Here is a 16,404-nt window from a genome sequence, read left to right as displayed (position 1 = left end):
ACCGCACCGTTAGCGTCCACCACCATGCGACCACTGCTGCCCGGTGCACGCACGGCCGCGGTGGCACTCGTCACCGGCCTCGTGCTGCTGGCCGGAGCGCCCGCCGCGCTGGCCGAGGACGGGGCCCGACCCACCGTCGACACCAGCGCCCCCACCCCGACCGCGCCCCCGGACGGCGGCCCCGCCCAGGGCCACGCGCCCGACGGCAGCACCGTGGGCGGCGACGGGCTGAACACGCGCGGGCTGGTCACCGCCGCCGGCGCCCCGGCCCAGCCCGAGGGCATCGACGCGCGCGGCTGGCTGGTCGCCGACCTCGACACCGGTGAGGTGCTCGGCGCACAGGACCCGCACGGCCGCTACTACCCCGCCAGCACCCTGAAGACGCTGACCCTGCTCACCCTGGCCCCCGAGCTGGACCCCACGCTGGTCGTCGAGGGCACCACCGACGACGAGGGCATGGAGGGCAGCCGGGTCGGCATCGTCGCCGGCGGCCAGTACCCGGTGTCGCTGCTGTTCGACGCGCTGGTGATGCAGTCGGGCAACGACGCCGCCAACGCCCTCGCCCGGGCCGCCGGCGGGGTCGACGCCACGCTCGCGGCGATGAACGCCACCGCGCAGCGCATCGGGGCCCTGGACACCGTCGCCGGCACCCCGTCGGGCCTGGACGTCGCCGGGCAGACCTCCTCGCCCTACGACCTCGCGCTGATCATGGCCCAGCTGGTCGAGAACCCCACGACCGCGGCCGTCCTGCAGCAGACCACCGCCCAGATGCCCGCCGTGCCGGGCAAGAGCGACGGGTACCAGATCCAGACCCAGAACACGCTGCTCACCGAGTACCCGGGGACCCTGGGCGGCAAGACCGGCTTCACCGACGCCGCCCGGCACACGTTCGTGGCCGCGGCCGCGCGCGACGGCCGGCGGCTGGTGGTCAGCCTCATGCAGACCGAGCGCTACCCGGTGTCCACCACCGAGCAGGCCGAGCGGCTGCTGGACTGGGGCTTCGCCACCCCCGCCGGCGGCGGCGTCGGCACCCTCGTGCGCCCCGGGGACGTCGACACCGACGCGACCGCCGTCGACCTCCCGGTCCCCTCCCCCGCCGACGGCACGCTCACCTCCCAGGACGCCGCGGCCGCCGTCGCCGCGGCGCAGTCCCCCGCCGTCGACCCGGCGTCCACCCAGGCGCCCGCGGAGTCGGTGCTGCTGCCCGTCGCGCTGGCCACCGGGGCGGTGGCGATCGTCGTGGCCACGATGGTGGGCCGCCGGCGCGCCGTCCGGCTGGTGCCCGCCGGCGGCTGGTCCGACGACCGCGCCGTCAGGCGTCCCCCGCCGCGCCGTCCCGAGGCCGGCCCGCCCGGGCCCCCCGCCGGTGGCGCACGGCGGCTGCCCGTCGACCTGCCGCCGCACCCATCAGGGCCCCTCCCACCAGGAACCCTGCCCCCACCAATCCCGCGGCCAGCGTCAGCGGCGCCGGACGAGGGCCCCGCTCGTCGACCAGCACCACGTCGGGCAGCCGGGTCGGCGCGGGCGGGCCGTGCGGCACCTGCGCGTCCGAGTGCTCGACCGCCGGGAGGGTCGCGGTCCACGAGGCCGTGAAGAAGGCGAACCGGGCGACCACGTTGATCCACACGATCAGCCCGACGAAACCGCCGAACGCCGATGCGGTGACGTTGCCGCTGAGGATCTGCAGGTAGTAGCCGCCGACCAGCTTGAGCAGCTCGAAGCCGACGGCACCGAACACCGCCCCGGGCAGCAGCATGCGCGCGCGGTGCGGGGTGTCGGGCACGCCCTTGAGCACCCACAGGAACATCAGGGTGTCCCCGACCAGTGCCAGCCCGATGCCCAGCGCTGCGGTGAGCAGGAAGAAGCCGGGGACCCGGTCGATGCCCAGCGCGTCGAAGACCACGGTGGAGGCCGCGGTGGTGCCGGTGGTGAGCGCGATCGACAGCACGCCGGCGCCGGCCAGGCCGAGCAGCACGACGACGTCCTTGAGCCGGTCGCCGAGGAAGTCGGGCGGGTCGGGCTTGCCCCGCCAGATGGTGTCCATCCCGACGCGCAGCTTGTCGATGGCGCCGATGCCGACCACCAGGAACCCGATCAGGCCGATCACGCCGGTCGTCCGACGGGCGCCGATGGCACCGGCCACCGACTGCGCCAGGTCGCTGCCGGTCTTGCCCGGCACCGCGTCCTGGATGGCGCCGACCAGCTCCAGCTGCAGGGCGGTGTTGCCGGCCAGCACGAAACCGGCGATGGAGGCCAGCAGCAGCACGACCGGGAACAGCGCCAGGAAGGCGTAGTAGGTGACCGCCGCGGCCAGCGTGTCGGCCTGGGCGCGGTTGTAGTGCCCCCCGGCGTGCACCAGGTGGTCGAACCATCCGTACCGGGCGCGCCCGCGGTGGATCAGCTCGCGGATCCGGTCGACGGTCCGGGTGATCACGTTGCCGCCGGCGGCCGGCTCCTGCGGTGTGGTCACGGCCGAGAGTGTGCAGGCCGCAGCTCGGACCCGCAGGCCGTCAGGCTCCGGCGAGACCCGTCAGGGGGTAACGGCGGGCCACCGACCAGGCGCCGGAGGGCTGCTGCTCGAACTCGGTGAAGTGCTCGACCCGGAAGGTGGCGCTGACGTCGGCCAGCTCGGCGGCGGCCATGTCCAGGGCGTCGGCGGGGACGTCGTGGGCGACCGTGACGTGCGGGTGGTACGGGAACGCCAGCGGACGGTCGAGCGGGCCGCTGCGGACGTCGGTGGCGATGCGCTCGCAGTCCACGACGCCGCGGGCCACCGTCACGAACACGACCTCCGACACCGGCCGGAAGGTGCCCGTGCCCTGCAGGTGGATCTCGAACGCCGGGTGGCTGCGGGCGACGCCGGCCAGGTGCGCCGCGATGAGCGGCCGGTCGGCGACGGCGACCTCGGTGGGCGGCAGCAGGGTGACGTGCGGGGGGACGACGCCGGCCTGCGGGTCACCGCACTTGGTGCGCCAGTCGACCAGCAGCTGCGCCCACGGCTCGGGGATGTCCACCACCACGCCCAGCACCGCGGTGGCACCGACGTCCTTGTTCGCGCTGCGCGGCACGAAGGTGTCGTCGTGCCGGCGTCGGGCGGAGCGCGGACCCGGCGGCGGCACGGGGGGCAGCGGGCGGGTCACGGCGTACCCAGCGGGGGGAGGAAGCCGATCCGCTCGTACACCGTGGCCAGGGTCGGGGCGGCCACCTCGCGGGCCCGGGCTGCGCCGGCGGCCAGCACCCGCTCGAGCTCGGCGGTGTCGGCCAGCAGCTCGGCGGTGCGGGCCTGCACCGGCGCCAGCGCCTCGACCACCACCTCGGCGAGCTCCTTCTTGAGGTCGCCGTAGCCCCGGCCGACGAAGCGCTCCTCGAGCTGGGCGACGGTCTCCCCGGAGAAGGCCGCGTGGATGGTCAGCAGGTTGCTGACCCCGGGCTTGCCCTGCGGGTCGAAGACGACCTCGCGACCGGTGTCGGTGACCGCGCTGCGGATGCGCTTGCCGATGACCTTGGGGTCGTCGAGCAGGTTCACGCACCCGGCCTCGGGCAGGCTCTTGGACATCTTCTTGTCCGGCTGCTGCAGGTCGAGCACCTTGGCCGCGCCCGGGGGGATGTAGGCCTCGGGGAGGACGAACGTGTCGCCGTAGCGACCGTTGAACCGGGTGGCCAGATCGCGGGTCAGCTCGAGGTGCTGGCGCTGGTCCTCGCCCACGGGCACCCGGGCAGCCTGGTACAGCAGGATGTCGGCGGCCTGCAGGATCGGGTAGGTGAACAGCCCGACGCTGGTGCTGGCCTGGCCCTGACGGGCCGACTTGTCCTTGAACTGGGTCATGCGGCCGGCCTCGCCGAAGCCGGTCAGGCACTGCAGCACCCACCCGAGCTGGGCGTGCTCGGGTACGTGGCTCTGCACGAACAGCGCGCTGCGCTCGGGGTCGACGCCCAGCGCGACCAGCTGCGCGGCGGACACCAGCGTGCGGCGGCGCAGCACGGCCGGGTCCTGCTCGACGGTGATCGCGTGCAGGTCGACGACGCAGTAGAACGCCTCGTGGTCGGCCTGCATGCTGACCCACTGCCGCAGCGCACCGAGGTGGTTGCCGAGGTGGAAGGAGTCCGCCGTCGGCTGGATGCCGGACAGCACGCGGGGAGCAGGCACGTCCCTCATCGAACCACGCGCCACACCCGCCCCGGTGCGGACCCGCTCAGCCGAGGGCGTCCGCGCCCGCGACGACCTCGTCGAACGCGGCGAGGAAGACGTCGTCCTCCTCGGGCGTGCCGACGGTGACCCGCAGGCCCTCACCGGCGAACGGCCGGGTGATGACCGCCCGCGCCTCGAGGCCGGCGGCCACCTCGGCGGTGCGCTCGCCCAGCGGCAGCCACACGAAGTTGGCCTGGCTGTCGGCGACCGCCTGACCGCGCTCGCGCAGCGCTGCCGTGAGCCGGTCGCGCTCGGCGGTGACCTCGGCGACCCGGGCGCGCACCTCGTCCTCGCTGGCCAGTGCGGCGACCGCGGCGGCCTGGGCGACCATCGATACGCCGAAGGGCACGTGCGTCCTGCGCACGGCGTCCGCGACGGCCGGGTCCTCGGCGAGCAGGTAGCCGACGCGCAGGCCCGCCAGCCCCCACGCCTTGGAGAAGGTGCGCAGCACGGCGACGTTGGGCCGGCCGCGCATCAGCTCGGTGCCGTCGGTGACCTCGGGGTCGGTGACGAACTCGCGGTAGGCCTCGTCGAGCACCACCAGGGTCGACGCCGGCACCGCGTCGAGGAAGGCCTCGAGCTGGGCACGCCGCACCGCCGTCCCGGTGGGGTTGTTCGGGTTGCAGACCAGCACGACGCGGGTGTCCTCGTCGAGCGCGGCCGCCAGGGCCTCGAGGTCGTGGGTGTCCGACGGCCCTCCGCCCGTACTGGCCACCAGCGGCACCTGGACGGCGCGGGCACCGGCCACCTGGGCCAGCAGCGGGTACATCTCGAACGACCGCCACGCGAAGGCCAGGCCCGCACCCGGCTCGACGAACGCCTGCGTGACCTGCTGCAGCAGGGTGACCGCCCCGCACCCCACGGCCACCTGGCCGGGGTCGACCCCGTACCGCTGCGCGAGCGCCCCGGTGAGGACGGCGGCGCCGTTGTCGGGGTAGCGGTTGGTCTCCCCCGCCACCTGCGAGATCGCGGCGACCACGGCCGGCAGCGGCGGGAAGGCGACCTCGTTGCTGGCCAGCTTCACCGCCTTCGGCACCCCGATCTCGCGGGCCAGGTCGGCCGGGTTGCGACCGGGCCGGTAGGCCGGCAGAGCGCTGACCGCGGCGCGCGGGCTGACCATGACGGATCCTCCGTAGGCTTCGGGGCATGCGTGTTCTCGTCGCCGGTGGTGCCGGCTACATCGGCAGCGTAGTCACGGCGGCCCTGCTGGCCGGGGGTCACGAGGTGACCGTGCTCGACGACCTCTCGACCGGCCACGCCGACGCCGTGCCCGAGGGCGCGGCGTTCGTGCGGGCCTCGCTGCACGACTCGGCCCCGGTGCTGGCCGATGTACGCCCCGAGGCGGTGCTGCACTTCGCGGCCAAGAGCCTGGTCGGGGTCTCCCAGACCCAGCCCGAGGACTACTGGCACACCAACGTCGGCGGGTCGCTCGCGCTGCTGGAGGCCATGCGGGCGGTCGACTGCCGGCGCATCGTCTTCTCCTCGACCGCGGCCACCTACGGCGAGCCCGACGCCGTCCCGATCACCGAGGACGCCCCGACCCGGCCCACGAACACCTACGGAGCCTCCAAGCTGGCCGTGGACCACATGCTCACCTCGTACGCGGTGGCCCACGGGTTCGCCGCGGTGAGCCTGCGCTACTTCAACGTGGCCGGCGCCGGCTTCGGCCGCGGCGAGCGCCACGCCGTCGAGACCCACCTGATCCCGATCGCGCTGCAGGTGGCGGCCGGCACGCGCGACGCCATCACGGTGTTCGGGGAGGACTACCCCACCCCCGACGGCACCTGCATCCGCGACTACGTGCACGTGCTCGACCTCGCCGACGCCCACCTGCTGGCCCTGCCGGCCCCCGCGCCGGGCGAGCACCGCATCTACAACCTGGGCAACGGCACCGGGTTCAGCGTGCGGCAGGTGGTCGACGCCGTCCGCGAGGTCACCGGCCACCCCGTGCCGGTCGTCGTCGGCGCCCGGCGGGCCGGCGACCCGGCCCAGCTCGTGGCGTCGTCCGAGCGCATCCGTGCCGACCTCGGCTGGGACCCGCAGCACGCCGAGCTCACCACCATGGTCCGCGACGCCTGGGCGCTGGTGAGCTGACGGGACGGCCCCGTCCCGGGGCCCGCGGCGTGCCGAGTGCACCGTGGGGTGGGACGGGGCCGTTCCTCAGGTGGCAGCGGCGCCGGCGCGGAGGGTGTCGCCGTCGATGGCCGGCGCGGGCGCCGGGGCCACCGCGATGCGGGCGATCCGGCGTCCGTCGAGCTCGGTGACCGCGAGCACCCGGCCCTCGTGCTCGGCGGTGTCGCCCACCGCGGGGATGCGGCCGAGCTCGGCCAGCACCCACCCGGCCACCGTCTCGTAGGGCCCCTCGGGCAGGTGCAGGCCGGTGGCCTCGGCGAAGTCGTCGAGGTTGAGCAGGCCGTCGACGTCGTGCGGTCCCTCGGCCGGCTCGTCGGTCTCGGGGGCGGCGTCCTCGTCGTACTCGTCGTAGATCTCGCCGATGACCTCCTCGATGAGGTCCTCCAGCGTCACGATGCCGTCGGTGCCGCCGTACTCGTCGACGACGATCGCCAGGTGGTGGCTCTCGCGACGCATCTCCGACAGCGCGGTGAGCACCCCCGCCGTCCCGGGCAGCTGCTTGACCTCGCGGGCCAGGTCGCCGACCGTCGCCGCCCGCCCGGCGGGGTGGTTGGGCTGCAGCAGGTCGCGCACGTGCACGAAGCCGACGACGTCGTCCTGGGTGCGGCCGACGACCGGGTAGCGGGAGTGGCCGTTGTCGGCGATGAGCTTGGCCGCCCGGCTGGCGGTGAGCGAGGCCTCGAGGAAGTCGACCTCGGTGCGGGGGGTCATGACCTCGCGCACCTCGCGGTCCCCGGCCCGGAAGACCTCGTCGATGAGCCGGCGCTCGTCGGTGGACAGCGACTCGTGCGCGGCCACGAGGTCGCGCAGCTCCTCCTGGCTGATCGACTCGCCGCTCTGCTTGGGGTCCCCGCCCAGCAGCCGCACCAGCAGGTCGGTCGAGCGCGAGAGCAGCCAGATGACCGGCCGGAACACCGAGGCGATGCGGTTGAGCGGACCGGCGACGACCAGCGAGAACCCCTCGGCCCGCTGCAGCGCGAGCCGCTTGGGGGTCAGCTCGCCGACCACCAGCGACAGGTAGCTGATGCCGATGGTGACCAGCACGAAGCTGACCGGGTCGGCGGCGCCGCGGGGAACCCCCAGGCCCACCAGCCAGTCCCCGAGCGGGGCCGACAGCGTGCTGGCGCCGAAGGCCGCGGAGAAGAACCCGGCCAGGGTCACCCCGACCTGCACGGCGGCGAGGAAGCGGTTGGGGTCGTGCAGGAGCTTGGTGAGCGCCTTCCCCCGGCTGCCGCGCTCGCCCAGGGCCCGCACCTGGGACTCCCGCAGCGAGACCAGCGCGATCTCGGCGCCGGCGAACGCGCCGCCGATCAGCACGAACACGACGACCATGACGATGTTGAGCCAGACGTCGCTCACCGGCGGCGTGCTCCTTCTGCAGGGTGGTGGGGCCGTCCCAGGATCCCGGGTGCGGGGCGGACGGTCCACCCGGCAACGGTCGTGCCGCGGTGCGCGTTCCGTCTCACCCGCGGTCCACCCCGCTACGGTGGTCGCCCATGACCGCCCCCCGGAGCCACCGCCGGACCCCCCGCGGCCTGCGGGTCCCGCGCCGCTGGGTCCCCGCCCTCGCCGTGCTGGCCGTGCTCGGCGTCCTGGGCGGCGTGCTGTGGGCGCTGCCGGGCGGCGGTGACCCGGTGCCCGCCGCGGCGACGGCGAGCAGCACCGCACGGACGTCGAGCGCGGCCGCGACCACGTCCGCGGCCCCGACCACCGTGACCCCGGCACCGCCCACCACCGAGGCGCCGCCCACCACCGAGCCGCCCACCGTCGAGGCACCGGTGCCCACCACGCCCGAGCCGGGTCCGGCACCGGAGCCCGCCCCGGCCCCCGCGCAGGTCGCCGTGGCCGACCCCGGGGACCCGGGCGCCGAGGCGGCGGTGGTCGAGCTCGTGAACGCCGAGCGGTCGGCGGCCGGGTGCGCCCCCGTGTCCGCCGACGCCGGACTGGCCGCGGTCGCCCGTGCGCACAGCGCCGACATGCGCGACCGCGGCTACTTCAGCCACACCACCCCGGAGGGCCTCTCCCCCTGGGACCGCGCCGCCGCGGCCGGGGTGGCGGGGGCGTCGGCGGAGAACATCGCCCAGGGCTACGGCGACGCGGCGTCGGTGATGGCGGGCTGGATGGACAGCCCCGGCCACCGCGCCAACATCCTCGACTGCGGCAACACCCGGCTTGGCGTCGGCATGGTCACCGGCGGCCCCGGCCCGACGTGGACCCAACTCTTCGGCCGCTGACCCGCTGACCGGTTGCCCCGATGTCGGGGACATCGGGGTCCTACGGCTGCGCCCGAAGCCCGATGTCCCCGACACCGGTCGGCATCCACCGCGAGCGATCACCGGAGGGCGATGAGCGCACGAAGGCGGGCGACCACCTCTGCGGGGCGATGCAGGTCGGCCGCGGTCAGGTGGAGCACCAGCCACCCGGCCTGGGTCAACCGGTTGAGCCGTCGTCGGTCGCTGCTGAGCTGCCCCCGCTCACCGTGCCAGACGCCGTCGTACTCCACGGCGATGCGTAGGTCGGGCAGCGCGAGGTCGACGCGGGCCACCCAGCGCCCGTCGTCGTCCCGCACCTCGAACTGGGGAACGACGGGGAAGCCGGCGAGGGCCAGGAGGACCCGGGTGCGCGACTCCTGCGGTGACTCCGCCCGCGGGTCTGCCAGGGCCACCGCCTGCACAGCCCGCCGGGTGCCGGGGCCGGCCGGCAGCCCGACCACGCGCTCGTGCAGGTCGTCGCGGTCCACCAGACGCCGGGTCAGCAACAGGTCGAGCAGCACGACCGCCTCGGCCGTGCTCTCCCACCGGGCGATGTCGGACGCCGTCCGCGCGGCGGTGGTGTGCCGGAGACCGCGCAGCTCGGCGAGGTCGTCGGGCTCGGTACCGCCCTGCCGGATGCGGAGCCCGGTCACGGGGCCGAACCGGTGCTCCCGCGGGACGAGCACCTCCACCGGGGTCGATTCGTCTGCCGCCTCGGTCACCCCCAGCAGCCAGGCAGCGCTGCGGCCGGCCACCACCGCGGTGGGCGGCAGCACGAGCCGCGCCGCGGCCAGACGCACGCCGTGCGTGTCCGGCAACGACGCATCCGCGTAGACCCCGCGCATCACCCGCCGCCATGCCGAGCCACGCAGCTGCTCGGACGTCAGCCAGCCGCGGTCACAGGCGGTGCGGCCGAGGAAGACGCGCCCGACGAGTTGTCCGGGACGGCGGGCCGGGGACACCGCACCAGCCTGCCCCGCTGCGACGACGACTCCGCACTTGTCCACAGGGACCCCAGCCCGGTCCGACGACGTCGGGGACATCGGGGATCCCGAGGCCGTCCGGGGGCCCGATGTCCCCGACATCGTGGTGCTCCCTTGTGCCCCGGACGTGCGACGGCCCCCCTTCCGCGGAGCGGGAGGGGGGCCGTCGTCGGGTGGATCAGGCAGCCATGGCCTTCTGCAGGTTGGCGTCGATCGCGGCGAGGAAGTCCTGGGTGGTGAGCCAGGGGGCGTCCTTGCTGATCAGCAGGGCGAGGTCCTTGGTCATCTGACCGCCCTCGACCGTCTCGATGCACACGCGCTCGAGGGTCTCGGCGAACTGGGTGACCTCGGGGGTCTCGTCGAGCTTGCCGCGGTGGGCCAGGCCCCGGGTCCAGGCGAAGATCGACGCGATCGGGTTGGTCGAGGTCTCCTTGCCCTGCTGGTGCTGGCGGTAGTGCCGGGTCACCGTGCCGTGCGCGGCCTCGGCCTCGACGGTCTTGCCGTCCGGGGTGGCCAGCACCGAGGTCATGAGGCCCAGCGAGCCGAAGCCCTGCGCCACGGTGTCGGACTGGACGTCGCCGTCGTAGTTCTTGCAGGCCCAGACGTAGCCGCCCTCCCACTTGAGGTTGGCGGCGACCATGTCGTCGATGAGGCGGTGCTCGTAGGTGATGCCGGCGGCCTCGAACTTCTCCTGGAACTCGGCCTCGAACACCTCCTGGAAGATGTCCTTGAACCGGCCGTCGTAGGCCTTGAGGATCGTGTTCTTCGTCGACAGGTACACCGGGTAGTTGCGGGCCAGGCCGTAGTTCAGCGAGGCGCGCGCGAAGTCGCGGATCGAGTCGTCGAGGTTGTACATCGACAGCGAGACACCGGCGCCGGGGGCCTGGAAGACCTCGCGCTCGATGGGCTCGGAGCCGTCCTCGGGGGTGAAGACGACCTTCAGGGTGCCCGCGGAGGGGAACTTGAAGTCGGTGGCGCGGTACTGGTCGCCGTAGGCGTGGCGGCCGACGATGATCGGCTTGGTCCAGCCCGGCACCAGGCGCGGCACGTTCTGCATGATGATCGGCTCGCGGAAGATCACGCCGCCGAGGATGTTGCGGATCGTGCCGTTGGGCGAGCGCCACATCTGCTTGAGGCCGAACTCCTCGACCCGCGCCTCGTCCGGGGTGATCGTGGCGCACTTGACCCCGACGCCGTGCTGCTTGATGGCGTTGGCCGCGTCGATCGTCACCTGGTCGTCGGTGGCGTCGCGGTTCTCCATGCCGAGGTCGTAGTACTCGAGGTCGACGTCGAGGTACTTGAGGATCAGCTCGTCCTTGATGAACTGCCAGATGATCCGGGTCATCTCGTCGCCGTCGAGCTCGACGACCTTGCCCTTGACCTTGATCTTGCTCACGTGGAAGTGGTCCCTCTCTGTTGGAAGCCGACCCTCAGAGGTCGGCGACGTCCGCTTGCTTGGCTCGTACGGCCTCGGCTGCCTCACGCAGCCCGGCCAGCTCGTCGTCGGTGAGGTCGGTCTCGACCACCCGCCGGACACCCTCGCGGCCGATCTCGGCCTCGACCCCCAGGTAGACCCCGGAGATCCCGTGCTCGCCGTCGACCCAGGCGCACACCGGCATGACGGCACCGGAGTCCTCGATGACGGCCTTGGCCATCCGGGCCGCGGCCGCCGAGGGCGCGTAGTACGCCGAGCCGGTCTTGAGCAGCGCCACGACCTCGGCCCCGCCGTTGCGGGTGCGGTCGACCAGGTGCGCGATGCGGTCGGGTGCCATGACCTCCGACAGCGGCCGGCCGTCGACGGTGCACCGGCTGGGCACCGGGACCATCGTGTCGCCGTGGCTGCCCAGGGTCAGCGTCTGCACCGAGGCGGTCGGGACGCCGAGCTCGCGGGCGACGTTGTCGGTGAACCGCGCGGTGTCGAGCATGCCGGCCTGGCCCATCACGCGGTGCGTGGGGAAGCCGGTGGCCAGCTGCGCCAGCGCGGTCATCTCGTCGAGCGGGTTGCTGACCACGATCACGACGGCGTCGGGCGAGGTGCGCGCGACGTTCTCCGACACCTGCCGGACGATGCCGGCGTTGGTCTCGATGAGGTCCATGCGGCTCATGCCCGGCTTGCGCGGCAGGCCCGCGGTGATGACGACGACGTCGGATCCCTCGGTGCCCTCGTAGGAGCCGCCGCCGACCCCGACGACCTCGGTCTCGAAGCCCTCGATCGAGCGGGACTGGTTGAGGTCGAGCGCGAGCCCCTCGGGCTTGCCCTCGACGACGTCGGTGAGCACCACGGTGCCCACGACGTCGTACTGCGCCAGACGGAGTGCGGTGGTGGAACCGTAGAAGCCGGAACCCACCACGGTGATCTTGCCGGGCTTCGTCGCCATGGCCGCCAACCTATCGCCGGAGCTGCTCGGCTGCGCCCCCGGGCCGGTCAGGCCGCGGTCAACCAGGGGGGATGGCCACCGCGACGAGGGCCAGGGCCACTCCCCCGCCGGTGGTGAGCAGCACGTCGGTGACCGTGCTCCGGACGGCCAGGAACCCCTGGCGGCGCACCGGCAGCACCATGCGCAGCACCCCCGCGGCGATGAGCGCCAACCCCATCACGAGCAGGCCACGGCGCCAGTTGCCCGACGCCACGGTGAGCAGACCCACCGCCACCACCAGCAGCACACCGGTCAGCGGCAGCTGCCGCAGCACCCCCGCCAGGAAGGGACGCCGGGTGTGCAGCGGGGCGCGGGCCACGGCGTCCTCCTCAGGCCACGACGGGGGCCGCGGCCCGCTCGGCGAGCCCCACCACGTTGCTGAGCAGCATCGCCCGGGTCATGGGCCCGACCCCGCCGGGGTTCGGGGCGACGTGCCCGGCGACGTCGACCACGTCGAGGGCGACGTCGCCGGCGATCTTGCCGTCGACCCGGCTGACCCCGACGTCCAGGACGGCGGCCCCGGGCTTGACCATGTCGGCGGTGAGCAGGCCGGGCACCCCGGCTGCGGCCACGACGACGTCGGCGGTGCGGGTGTGCGCGGCCAGGTCGCGGGTGCCGGTGTGGCACAGCGTGACGGTGGCGTTCTCGCTGCGCCGGGTGAGCAGCAGCCCGAGCGGGCGGCCGACGGTGACCCCGCGGCCGACGACGACGACCTCGGCACCGGCCAGGGGGACGTCGTAGCGGCGCAGCAGCTCGACGATGCCCAGCGGGGTGCACGGCAGCGGGCCGGGGACGCCGAGCACGAGGCGACCGAGGTTGGTCGGGTGGAGGCCGTCGGCGTCCTTGTCGGGGTCCATCGCCTCGAGGACGGCGGCCTCGGACACCTGGCGCGGCAGCGGGAGCTGGACGATGTAGCCGGTGCAGGCGGGGTCGGCGTTGAACTCGGCGACGACGGCGAGGACGTCGGCCTGGGTGGCGTCGGCGGGCAGCTCGCGCTGGATGCTGGCGATGCCGACCTGCGCGCAGTCGGAGTGCTTCGCGTTGACGTACCACCGGCTGCCGGGGTCGTCGCCGACCAGCAGCGTGCCCAGCCCCGGACGGCGACCCGCGGCGGCGAGCGCGGTCACCCGCTCAGTCAGCTCGGTGCGGATCGCGGCCGCCGTGGCCTTGCCGTCCAGTCGTGTCGCGGTCACCGGCCCAGTCTGCCGCACGGGTGAGGTGCGGCGACCGCGTCGTCCCCGGGACCCGCGGCGCGCGGAGCGTGTCGTGGGGAGGAGGTGACGTGCTGGAACGGCCTCGTCCCCGGGACCCGCGGCGCGCGGAGCGTGTCGTGGGGAGGAGGTGACGTGCTGGAACGGCCTCGTCCCCGGGACCCGCGGCGCGCGGAGCGTGTCGTGGGGAGGAGGTGACGTGCTGGAACGGCCTCGTCCCCGGGACCCGCGGCGCGCGGAGCGTGTCGTGGGGAGGGACGAGGCCGTCTCCTAGGGTCGAGGGCTGACCGGTCAGCGCCGAGGAGGACAGATGAGCCAGCCCGACCCCGACCGCACCCAGGTGTTCACCACCCCCGGGTCCGCCCGCACCCCCGACCCGGCCGACGAGCAGGTCACCGCCGTCCACCCCACCGCCTCCGCGCGGGACGACGCGGACCGGCAGGACACCGCGGTGGTGCCCGCGGTCCCGCCCGCCGGGGCGGCGCCCGCCCCGGAGCCGGTGCAGACGTGGCGGCCCCCGGCCGACCCGGGGGCGACCGCGCCGGCCTGGTCGACCAAGCCGGTGGCGGTGCGGCGTCCCGACCCCGTCGGCGCGCTGCTCCTGCAGCTGGCCGGGGTCGCCGCGGGGCTGAGCCTGGCGCTGCCGTGGACGCCGGGCGGTGCGACCGGCTACGGCCTGGCCGAGGACGTCGTCGACACCGCCGGTCGTGACTGGACCGACCTGTTCAGCACCGGGCTGTGGCAGCCGGGTGCGGTGCTCGCCGGTGGGGCGCTGCTGTTCGTGCTCGGCCTGCTGCTGCTCCTGCCCGCCCGCGCCCACCGCTTCCTCGGGGCGCTGGCGCTGGTGGTGGCCGGCGTGGTCGTGGCCGCCGTCCTGGTGCCGGCGGCCGCGCAGCGCTGGCGGCCCGAGGCCTTCGACCTGGGGTTCGCCTTCGCGCTGGCGGTCGCCGGCCTGGGTCTGCTGGGCGCCCTGAAGGCGCTGCTCACCGGCCCGAAGCTGAGGTGAGGCGCCGGGACGACCCCCTCGCCGCCGGGCGAGGGGGCCGCTGGCGCTAGTGCGCGAAGTGGCGGGTGCCGGTGAGGTAGAGCGCGATGCCGGCCTCGGCGGCCGCGGCCACGACCTCCTCGTCGCGCACCGACCCGCCCGGCTGGACGACGGCGGTGACCCCTGCGTCCAGCAGCACCTGCAGGCCGTCGGCGAACGGGAAGAAGGCGTCGGAGGCGGCGACCGAGCCCGCGGCCCGCTCCCCCGCCCGCTGCACGGCCAGGCGGGCGGCGTCGACCCGGTTGACCTGGCCCATGCCCACGCCCACCGTGGCGCCGTCGCTGGCCAGCAGGATGGCGTTGGACTTCACCGCGCGCACCGCCCGCCACGCGAACACGAGGTCGTCGAGGGCGGCGGCGTCGACCGGCGAGCCGGTGGCCAGGATCCACGTGGTGGGGTCGTCGCCCGCGGCGGACACCCGGTCGGCGTGCTGCACGAGCACGCCGCCGCTGATCGGCCGGAGCTCCACCGGCTCGGCCACGGCGTCGGCGGGCATGCGGAGCAGGCGCACGTTCTTCTTGCGGGTGAGCACGTCGACGGCGTCGTCGGTGAAGGCCGGGGCGACGACCACCTCGGTGAACACCTCGGCGATCTGCTCGGCCGTGGACAGGTCGACCTCGCGGTTGGCCGCGATCACCCCGCCGAAGGCCGAGACCGGGTCGCACGCGTGCGCCTTGCGGTGGGCGTGCGCCAGGTCGGCGCCGACGGCGATGCCGCAGGGGTTGGCGTGCTTGATGATCGCCACGCACGGGGCGTCGTGGTCGTGCGCGGCCCGCCAGGCGGCGTCGGTGTCAACGTAGTTGTTGTAGGACATCGCCTTGCCGTGCAGCTGCTCGGCGTGCGCCAGCCCCTGCCGGTCGCCCCGGTAGAGGGCGGCGGCCTGGTGCGGGTTCTCCCCGTAGCGCAGCACGTCGGCGCGCTCCCAGGTCGCCGCGGTCCACGAGGGGAAGCCGCTGGCGTCGGGGGCCACCGTGCTGCCCAGCCACGAGGCCACGGCGACGTCGTAGGAGGCGGTGTGCCGGAAGGCGTCGGTGGCCAGCTGCTGGCGCTGGGCCAGCGTGGTGCCGCCCTCGGCGACGGCGGCGAGGACGTCGTCGTAGCGGGCCGGGTCGACGACGACGGCGACCGACGGGTGGTTCTTGGCCGCGGCGCGGACCATGGCCGGGCCGCCGATGTCGATCTGCTCGATGCACTCGTCGGGCGTGGCACCCGAGGCCACGGTCTCGCGGAACGGGTAGAGGTTGACCACCACGAGGTCGAAGGCGGCGATGCCCAGCTCGTCGAGCTGACGCACGTGGTCGGCCTTGCGGCGGTCGGCCAGGATGCCCGCGTGCACGCCGGGGTGCAGCGTCTTCACCCGGCCGTCCAGGCACTCGGGGAAGCCGGTGACCTGCTCGACCGGGGTGACCGGGATGCCGGCCTCGGCGATGCGGCGCGCGGTCGCACCGGTGCTGACCAGCTCCACCCCGGCGTCGGCCAGGCCGCGGGCTAGCTGCTCGACGCCGGTCTTGTCGTAGACGCCGAGCAGCGCCCGGCGGACGGGGGTGCGGTCGGTCATGGGGTGCTCCTGGGCTGGTCGGAGGGGGTCGTGGCGGAAGCGAGGTCGTCGAGGGTGTCGACGAGCAGCACCCGTTCGACGGCCTTGATCCGGTCGTGCAGACGGGCCTCGTCGTCGCCGGGCAGCACCGGCACCGGGGCCTGGGCGACCACCGGGCCGGTGTCGACGCCGGCGTCGACGAGGTGGACGGTGGCCCCGGTGGTGGTGACGCCCGCGGCGAGGGCGTCGCGCACGGCGTGCGCCCCCGGGAAGGCCGGCAGCAGGGCCGGGTGCGTGTTGAGCAGCCGACCGCCGAACGCGGCGAGGACGGCGGGGCCGAACAGCTTCATGAACCCGGCGCTGACCACCCAGTCGGGGCGGTGCGCGGCGATCGCCCCGGCCAGCGCGGCGTCCCAGGACACCCGGTCGGGGTGGTCGGCGAGCGGGACGACGAAGGTGGGCACGCCACGCTCGCGGGCCGCAGCCAGACCGGGCGCCTCGCGGTCGGCGCCGACGGCCACGACGGTGAACGACGGCCTGTCGGCTGCCATCAGCGCCGCGCAGAGGGAACCGGTGCCGGACAGGAGCACGACGACCCGGGCAGGTGTCGGGTGGTCCGGCGGCACGTACCGGGAGG

General features: G+C 74.6%; 15 protein-coding genes and 1 pseudogene. 4 read left to right on the top strand and 12 right to left on the bottom strand.

Translation table 11 applies throughout. From position 1 onward, the window contains the following. Nucleotides 1–24 precede the first annotated feature (24 nt). Complete coding sequence (locus BLP29_RS09455; RefSeq protein WP_092802771.1) at nucleotides 25–1,593, top strand: D-alanyl-D-alanine carboxypeptidase family protein; 1,569 nt, start codon at nucleotides 25–27, stop codon at nucleotides 1,591–1,593. Nucleotides 1,594–1,624: 31 nt separating this feature from the next. Here BLP29_RS09455 and BLP29_RS21530 read toward each other — a convergent pair. The 4 genes and pseudogenes from BLP29_RS21530 to hisC form a co-directional block, all read right to left on the bottom strand. Then, a pseudogene (locus BLP29_RS21530) lies at nucleotides 1,625–2,356 on the bottom strand (YihY/virulence factor BrkB family protein); the annotation flags it as partial. 154 nt (nucleotides 2,357–2,510) lie between these two features. After that, nucleotides 2,511–3,140 (bottom strand): 2'-5' RNA ligase family protein, encoded by a 630-nt coding sequence (locus tag BLP29_RS09445; RefSeq protein ID WP_243469817.1) that lies wholly within the window; start codon nucleotides 3,138–3,140, stop codon nucleotides 2,511–2,513. Then, nucleotides 3,137–4,156, bottom strand: coding sequence for a tryptophan--tRNA ligase (gene trpS, locus BLP29_RS09440; RefSeq protein WP_092802764.1), 1,020 nt, complete (start codon nucleotides 4,154–4,156; stop codon nucleotides 3,137–3,139). The genes BLP29_RS09445 and trpS overlap by 4 nt, the downstream gene beginning before the upstream one ends. Before the next feature lie 37 nt (nucleotides 4,157–4,193). Next, the gene (gene hisC, locus BLP29_RS09435) at nucleotides 4,194–5,309 is read right to left on the bottom strand and encodes a histidinol-phosphate transaminase (RefSeq protein ID WP_092802762.1); all 1,116 of its coding nucleotides are present in this window, start codon (nucleotides 5,307–5,309) and stop codon (nucleotides 4,194–4,196) included. A 26-nt stretch (nucleotides 5,310–5,335) separates the two neighbouring features. On the opposite strand from hisC, the gene galE reads away from it, so the two are divergent. Then, the gene (galE, locus tag BLP29_RS09430; protein ID WP_092802759.1) at nucleotides 5,336–6,283 is read left to right on the top strand and encodes a UDP-glucose 4-epimerase GalE; all 948 of its coding nucleotides are present in this window, start codon (nucleotides 5,336–5,338) and stop codon (nucleotides 6,281–6,283) included. Between the two features lie 66 nt (nucleotides 6,284–6,349). On the opposite strand, the gene BLP29_RS09425 is transcribed toward galE, so the two are convergent. After that, nucleotides 6,350–7,681, bottom strand: coding sequence for a hemolysin family protein (locus BLP29_RS09425; RefSeq protein WP_092802756.1), 1,332 nt, complete (start codon nucleotides 7,679–7,681; stop codon nucleotides 6,350–6,352). Between the two features lie 137 nt (nucleotides 7,682–7,818). Between BLP29_RS09425 and BLP29_RS21525 the strand changes: the two genes are divergently transcribed. Continuing rightward, nucleotides 7,819–8,556 (top strand): CAP domain-containing protein, encoded by a 738-nt coding sequence (locus BLP29_RS21525; protein WP_092802753.1) that lies wholly within the window; start codon nucleotides 7,819–7,821, stop codon nucleotides 8,554–8,556. 98 nt (nucleotides 8,557–8,654) lie between these two features. Here BLP29_RS21525 and BLP29_RS09415 read toward each other — a convergent pair whose 3' ends face one another. The 5 genes from BLP29_RS09415 to BLP29_RS09395 all read right to left on the bottom strand — a co-directional run bounded on the left by BLP29_RS09415 (nucleotide 8,655) and on the right by BLP29_RS09395 (nucleotide 13,167). Beyond that, entirely contained in the window at nucleotides 8,655–9,536 is an 882-nt protein-coding gene (locus BLP29_RS09415; protein ID WP_133379096.1) for an endonuclease domain-containing protein, read from the bottom strand. Nucleotides 9,537–9,735: 199 nt separating this feature from the next. Beyond that, a complete protein-coding gene (locus tag BLP29_RS09410) occupies nucleotides 9,736–10,953 on the bottom strand; it encodes an NADP-dependent isocitrate dehydrogenase (protein ID WP_092802747.1) in 1,218 nt (405 codons plus the stop codon). A gap of 34 nt (nucleotides 10,954–10,987) precedes the next feature. Beyond that, the gene (gene mdh / locus BLP29_RS09405) at nucleotides 10,988–11,935 is read right to left on the bottom strand and encodes a malate dehydrogenase (protein ID WP_092802744.1); all 948 of its coding nucleotides are present in this window, start codon (nucleotides 11,933–11,935) and stop codon (nucleotides 10,988–10,990) included. 58 nt (nucleotides 11,936–11,993) lie between these two features. Then, nucleotides 11,994–12,293: a DUF3017 domain-containing protein gene (locus tag BLP29_RS09400; protein ID WP_092802741.1), complete on the bottom strand. Its 300-nt coding sequence runs from the start codon at nucleotides 12,291–12,293 to the stop codon at nucleotides 11,994–11,996. A gap of 10 nt (nucleotides 12,294–12,303) precedes the next feature. Beyond that, complete coding sequence (locus tag BLP29_RS09395) at nucleotides 12,304–13,167, bottom strand: bifunctional methylenetetrahydrofolate dehydrogenase/methenyltetrahydrofolate cyclohydrolase (RefSeq protein WP_092802738.1); 864 nt, start codon at nucleotides 13,165–13,167, stop codon at nucleotides 12,304–12,306. 328 nt (nucleotides 13,168–13,495) lie between these two features. Between BLP29_RS09395 and BLP29_RS09390 the strand changes: the two genes are divergently transcribed. After that, complete coding sequence (locus BLP29_RS09390; protein WP_243469815.1) at nucleotides 13,496–14,191, top strand: hypothetical protein; 696 nt, start codon at nucleotides 13,496–13,498, stop codon at nucleotides 14,189–14,191. Between the two features lie 46 nt (nucleotides 14,192–14,237). On the opposite strand, the gene purH is transcribed toward BLP29_RS09390, so the two are convergent. Together purH and purN are read right to left on the bottom strand one after the other, a co-directional pair. Then, nucleotides 14,238–15,788, bottom strand: a complete 1,551-nt coding sequence (gene purH, locus BLP29_RS09385) for a bifunctional phosphoribosylaminoimidazolecarboxamide formyltransferase/IMP cyclohydrolase (protein WP_092802734.1) — start codon at nucleotides 15,786–15,788, stop codon at nucleotides 14,238–14,240. Beyond that, nucleotides 15,785–16,393, bottom strand: coding sequence for a phosphoribosylglycinamide formyltransferase (gene purN / locus BLP29_RS09380; RefSeq protein ID WP_092802731.1), 609 nt, complete (start codon nucleotides 16,391–16,393; stop codon nucleotides 15,785–15,787). The genes purH and purN overlap by 4 nt, the downstream gene beginning before the upstream one ends. Nucleotides 16,394–16,404 lie beyond the last annotated feature (11 nt).

It is taken from the genome of Klenkia marina, assembly GCF_900101025.1.
GTDB classification, from domain to species: domain Bacteria; phylum Actinomycetota; class Actinomycetes; order Mycobacteriales; family Geodermatophilaceae; genus Klenkia; species Klenkia marina.
Note: the sequence above shows the minus strand (reverse complement) of the source record. Positions and strands in the feature narration are given on the sequence as shown.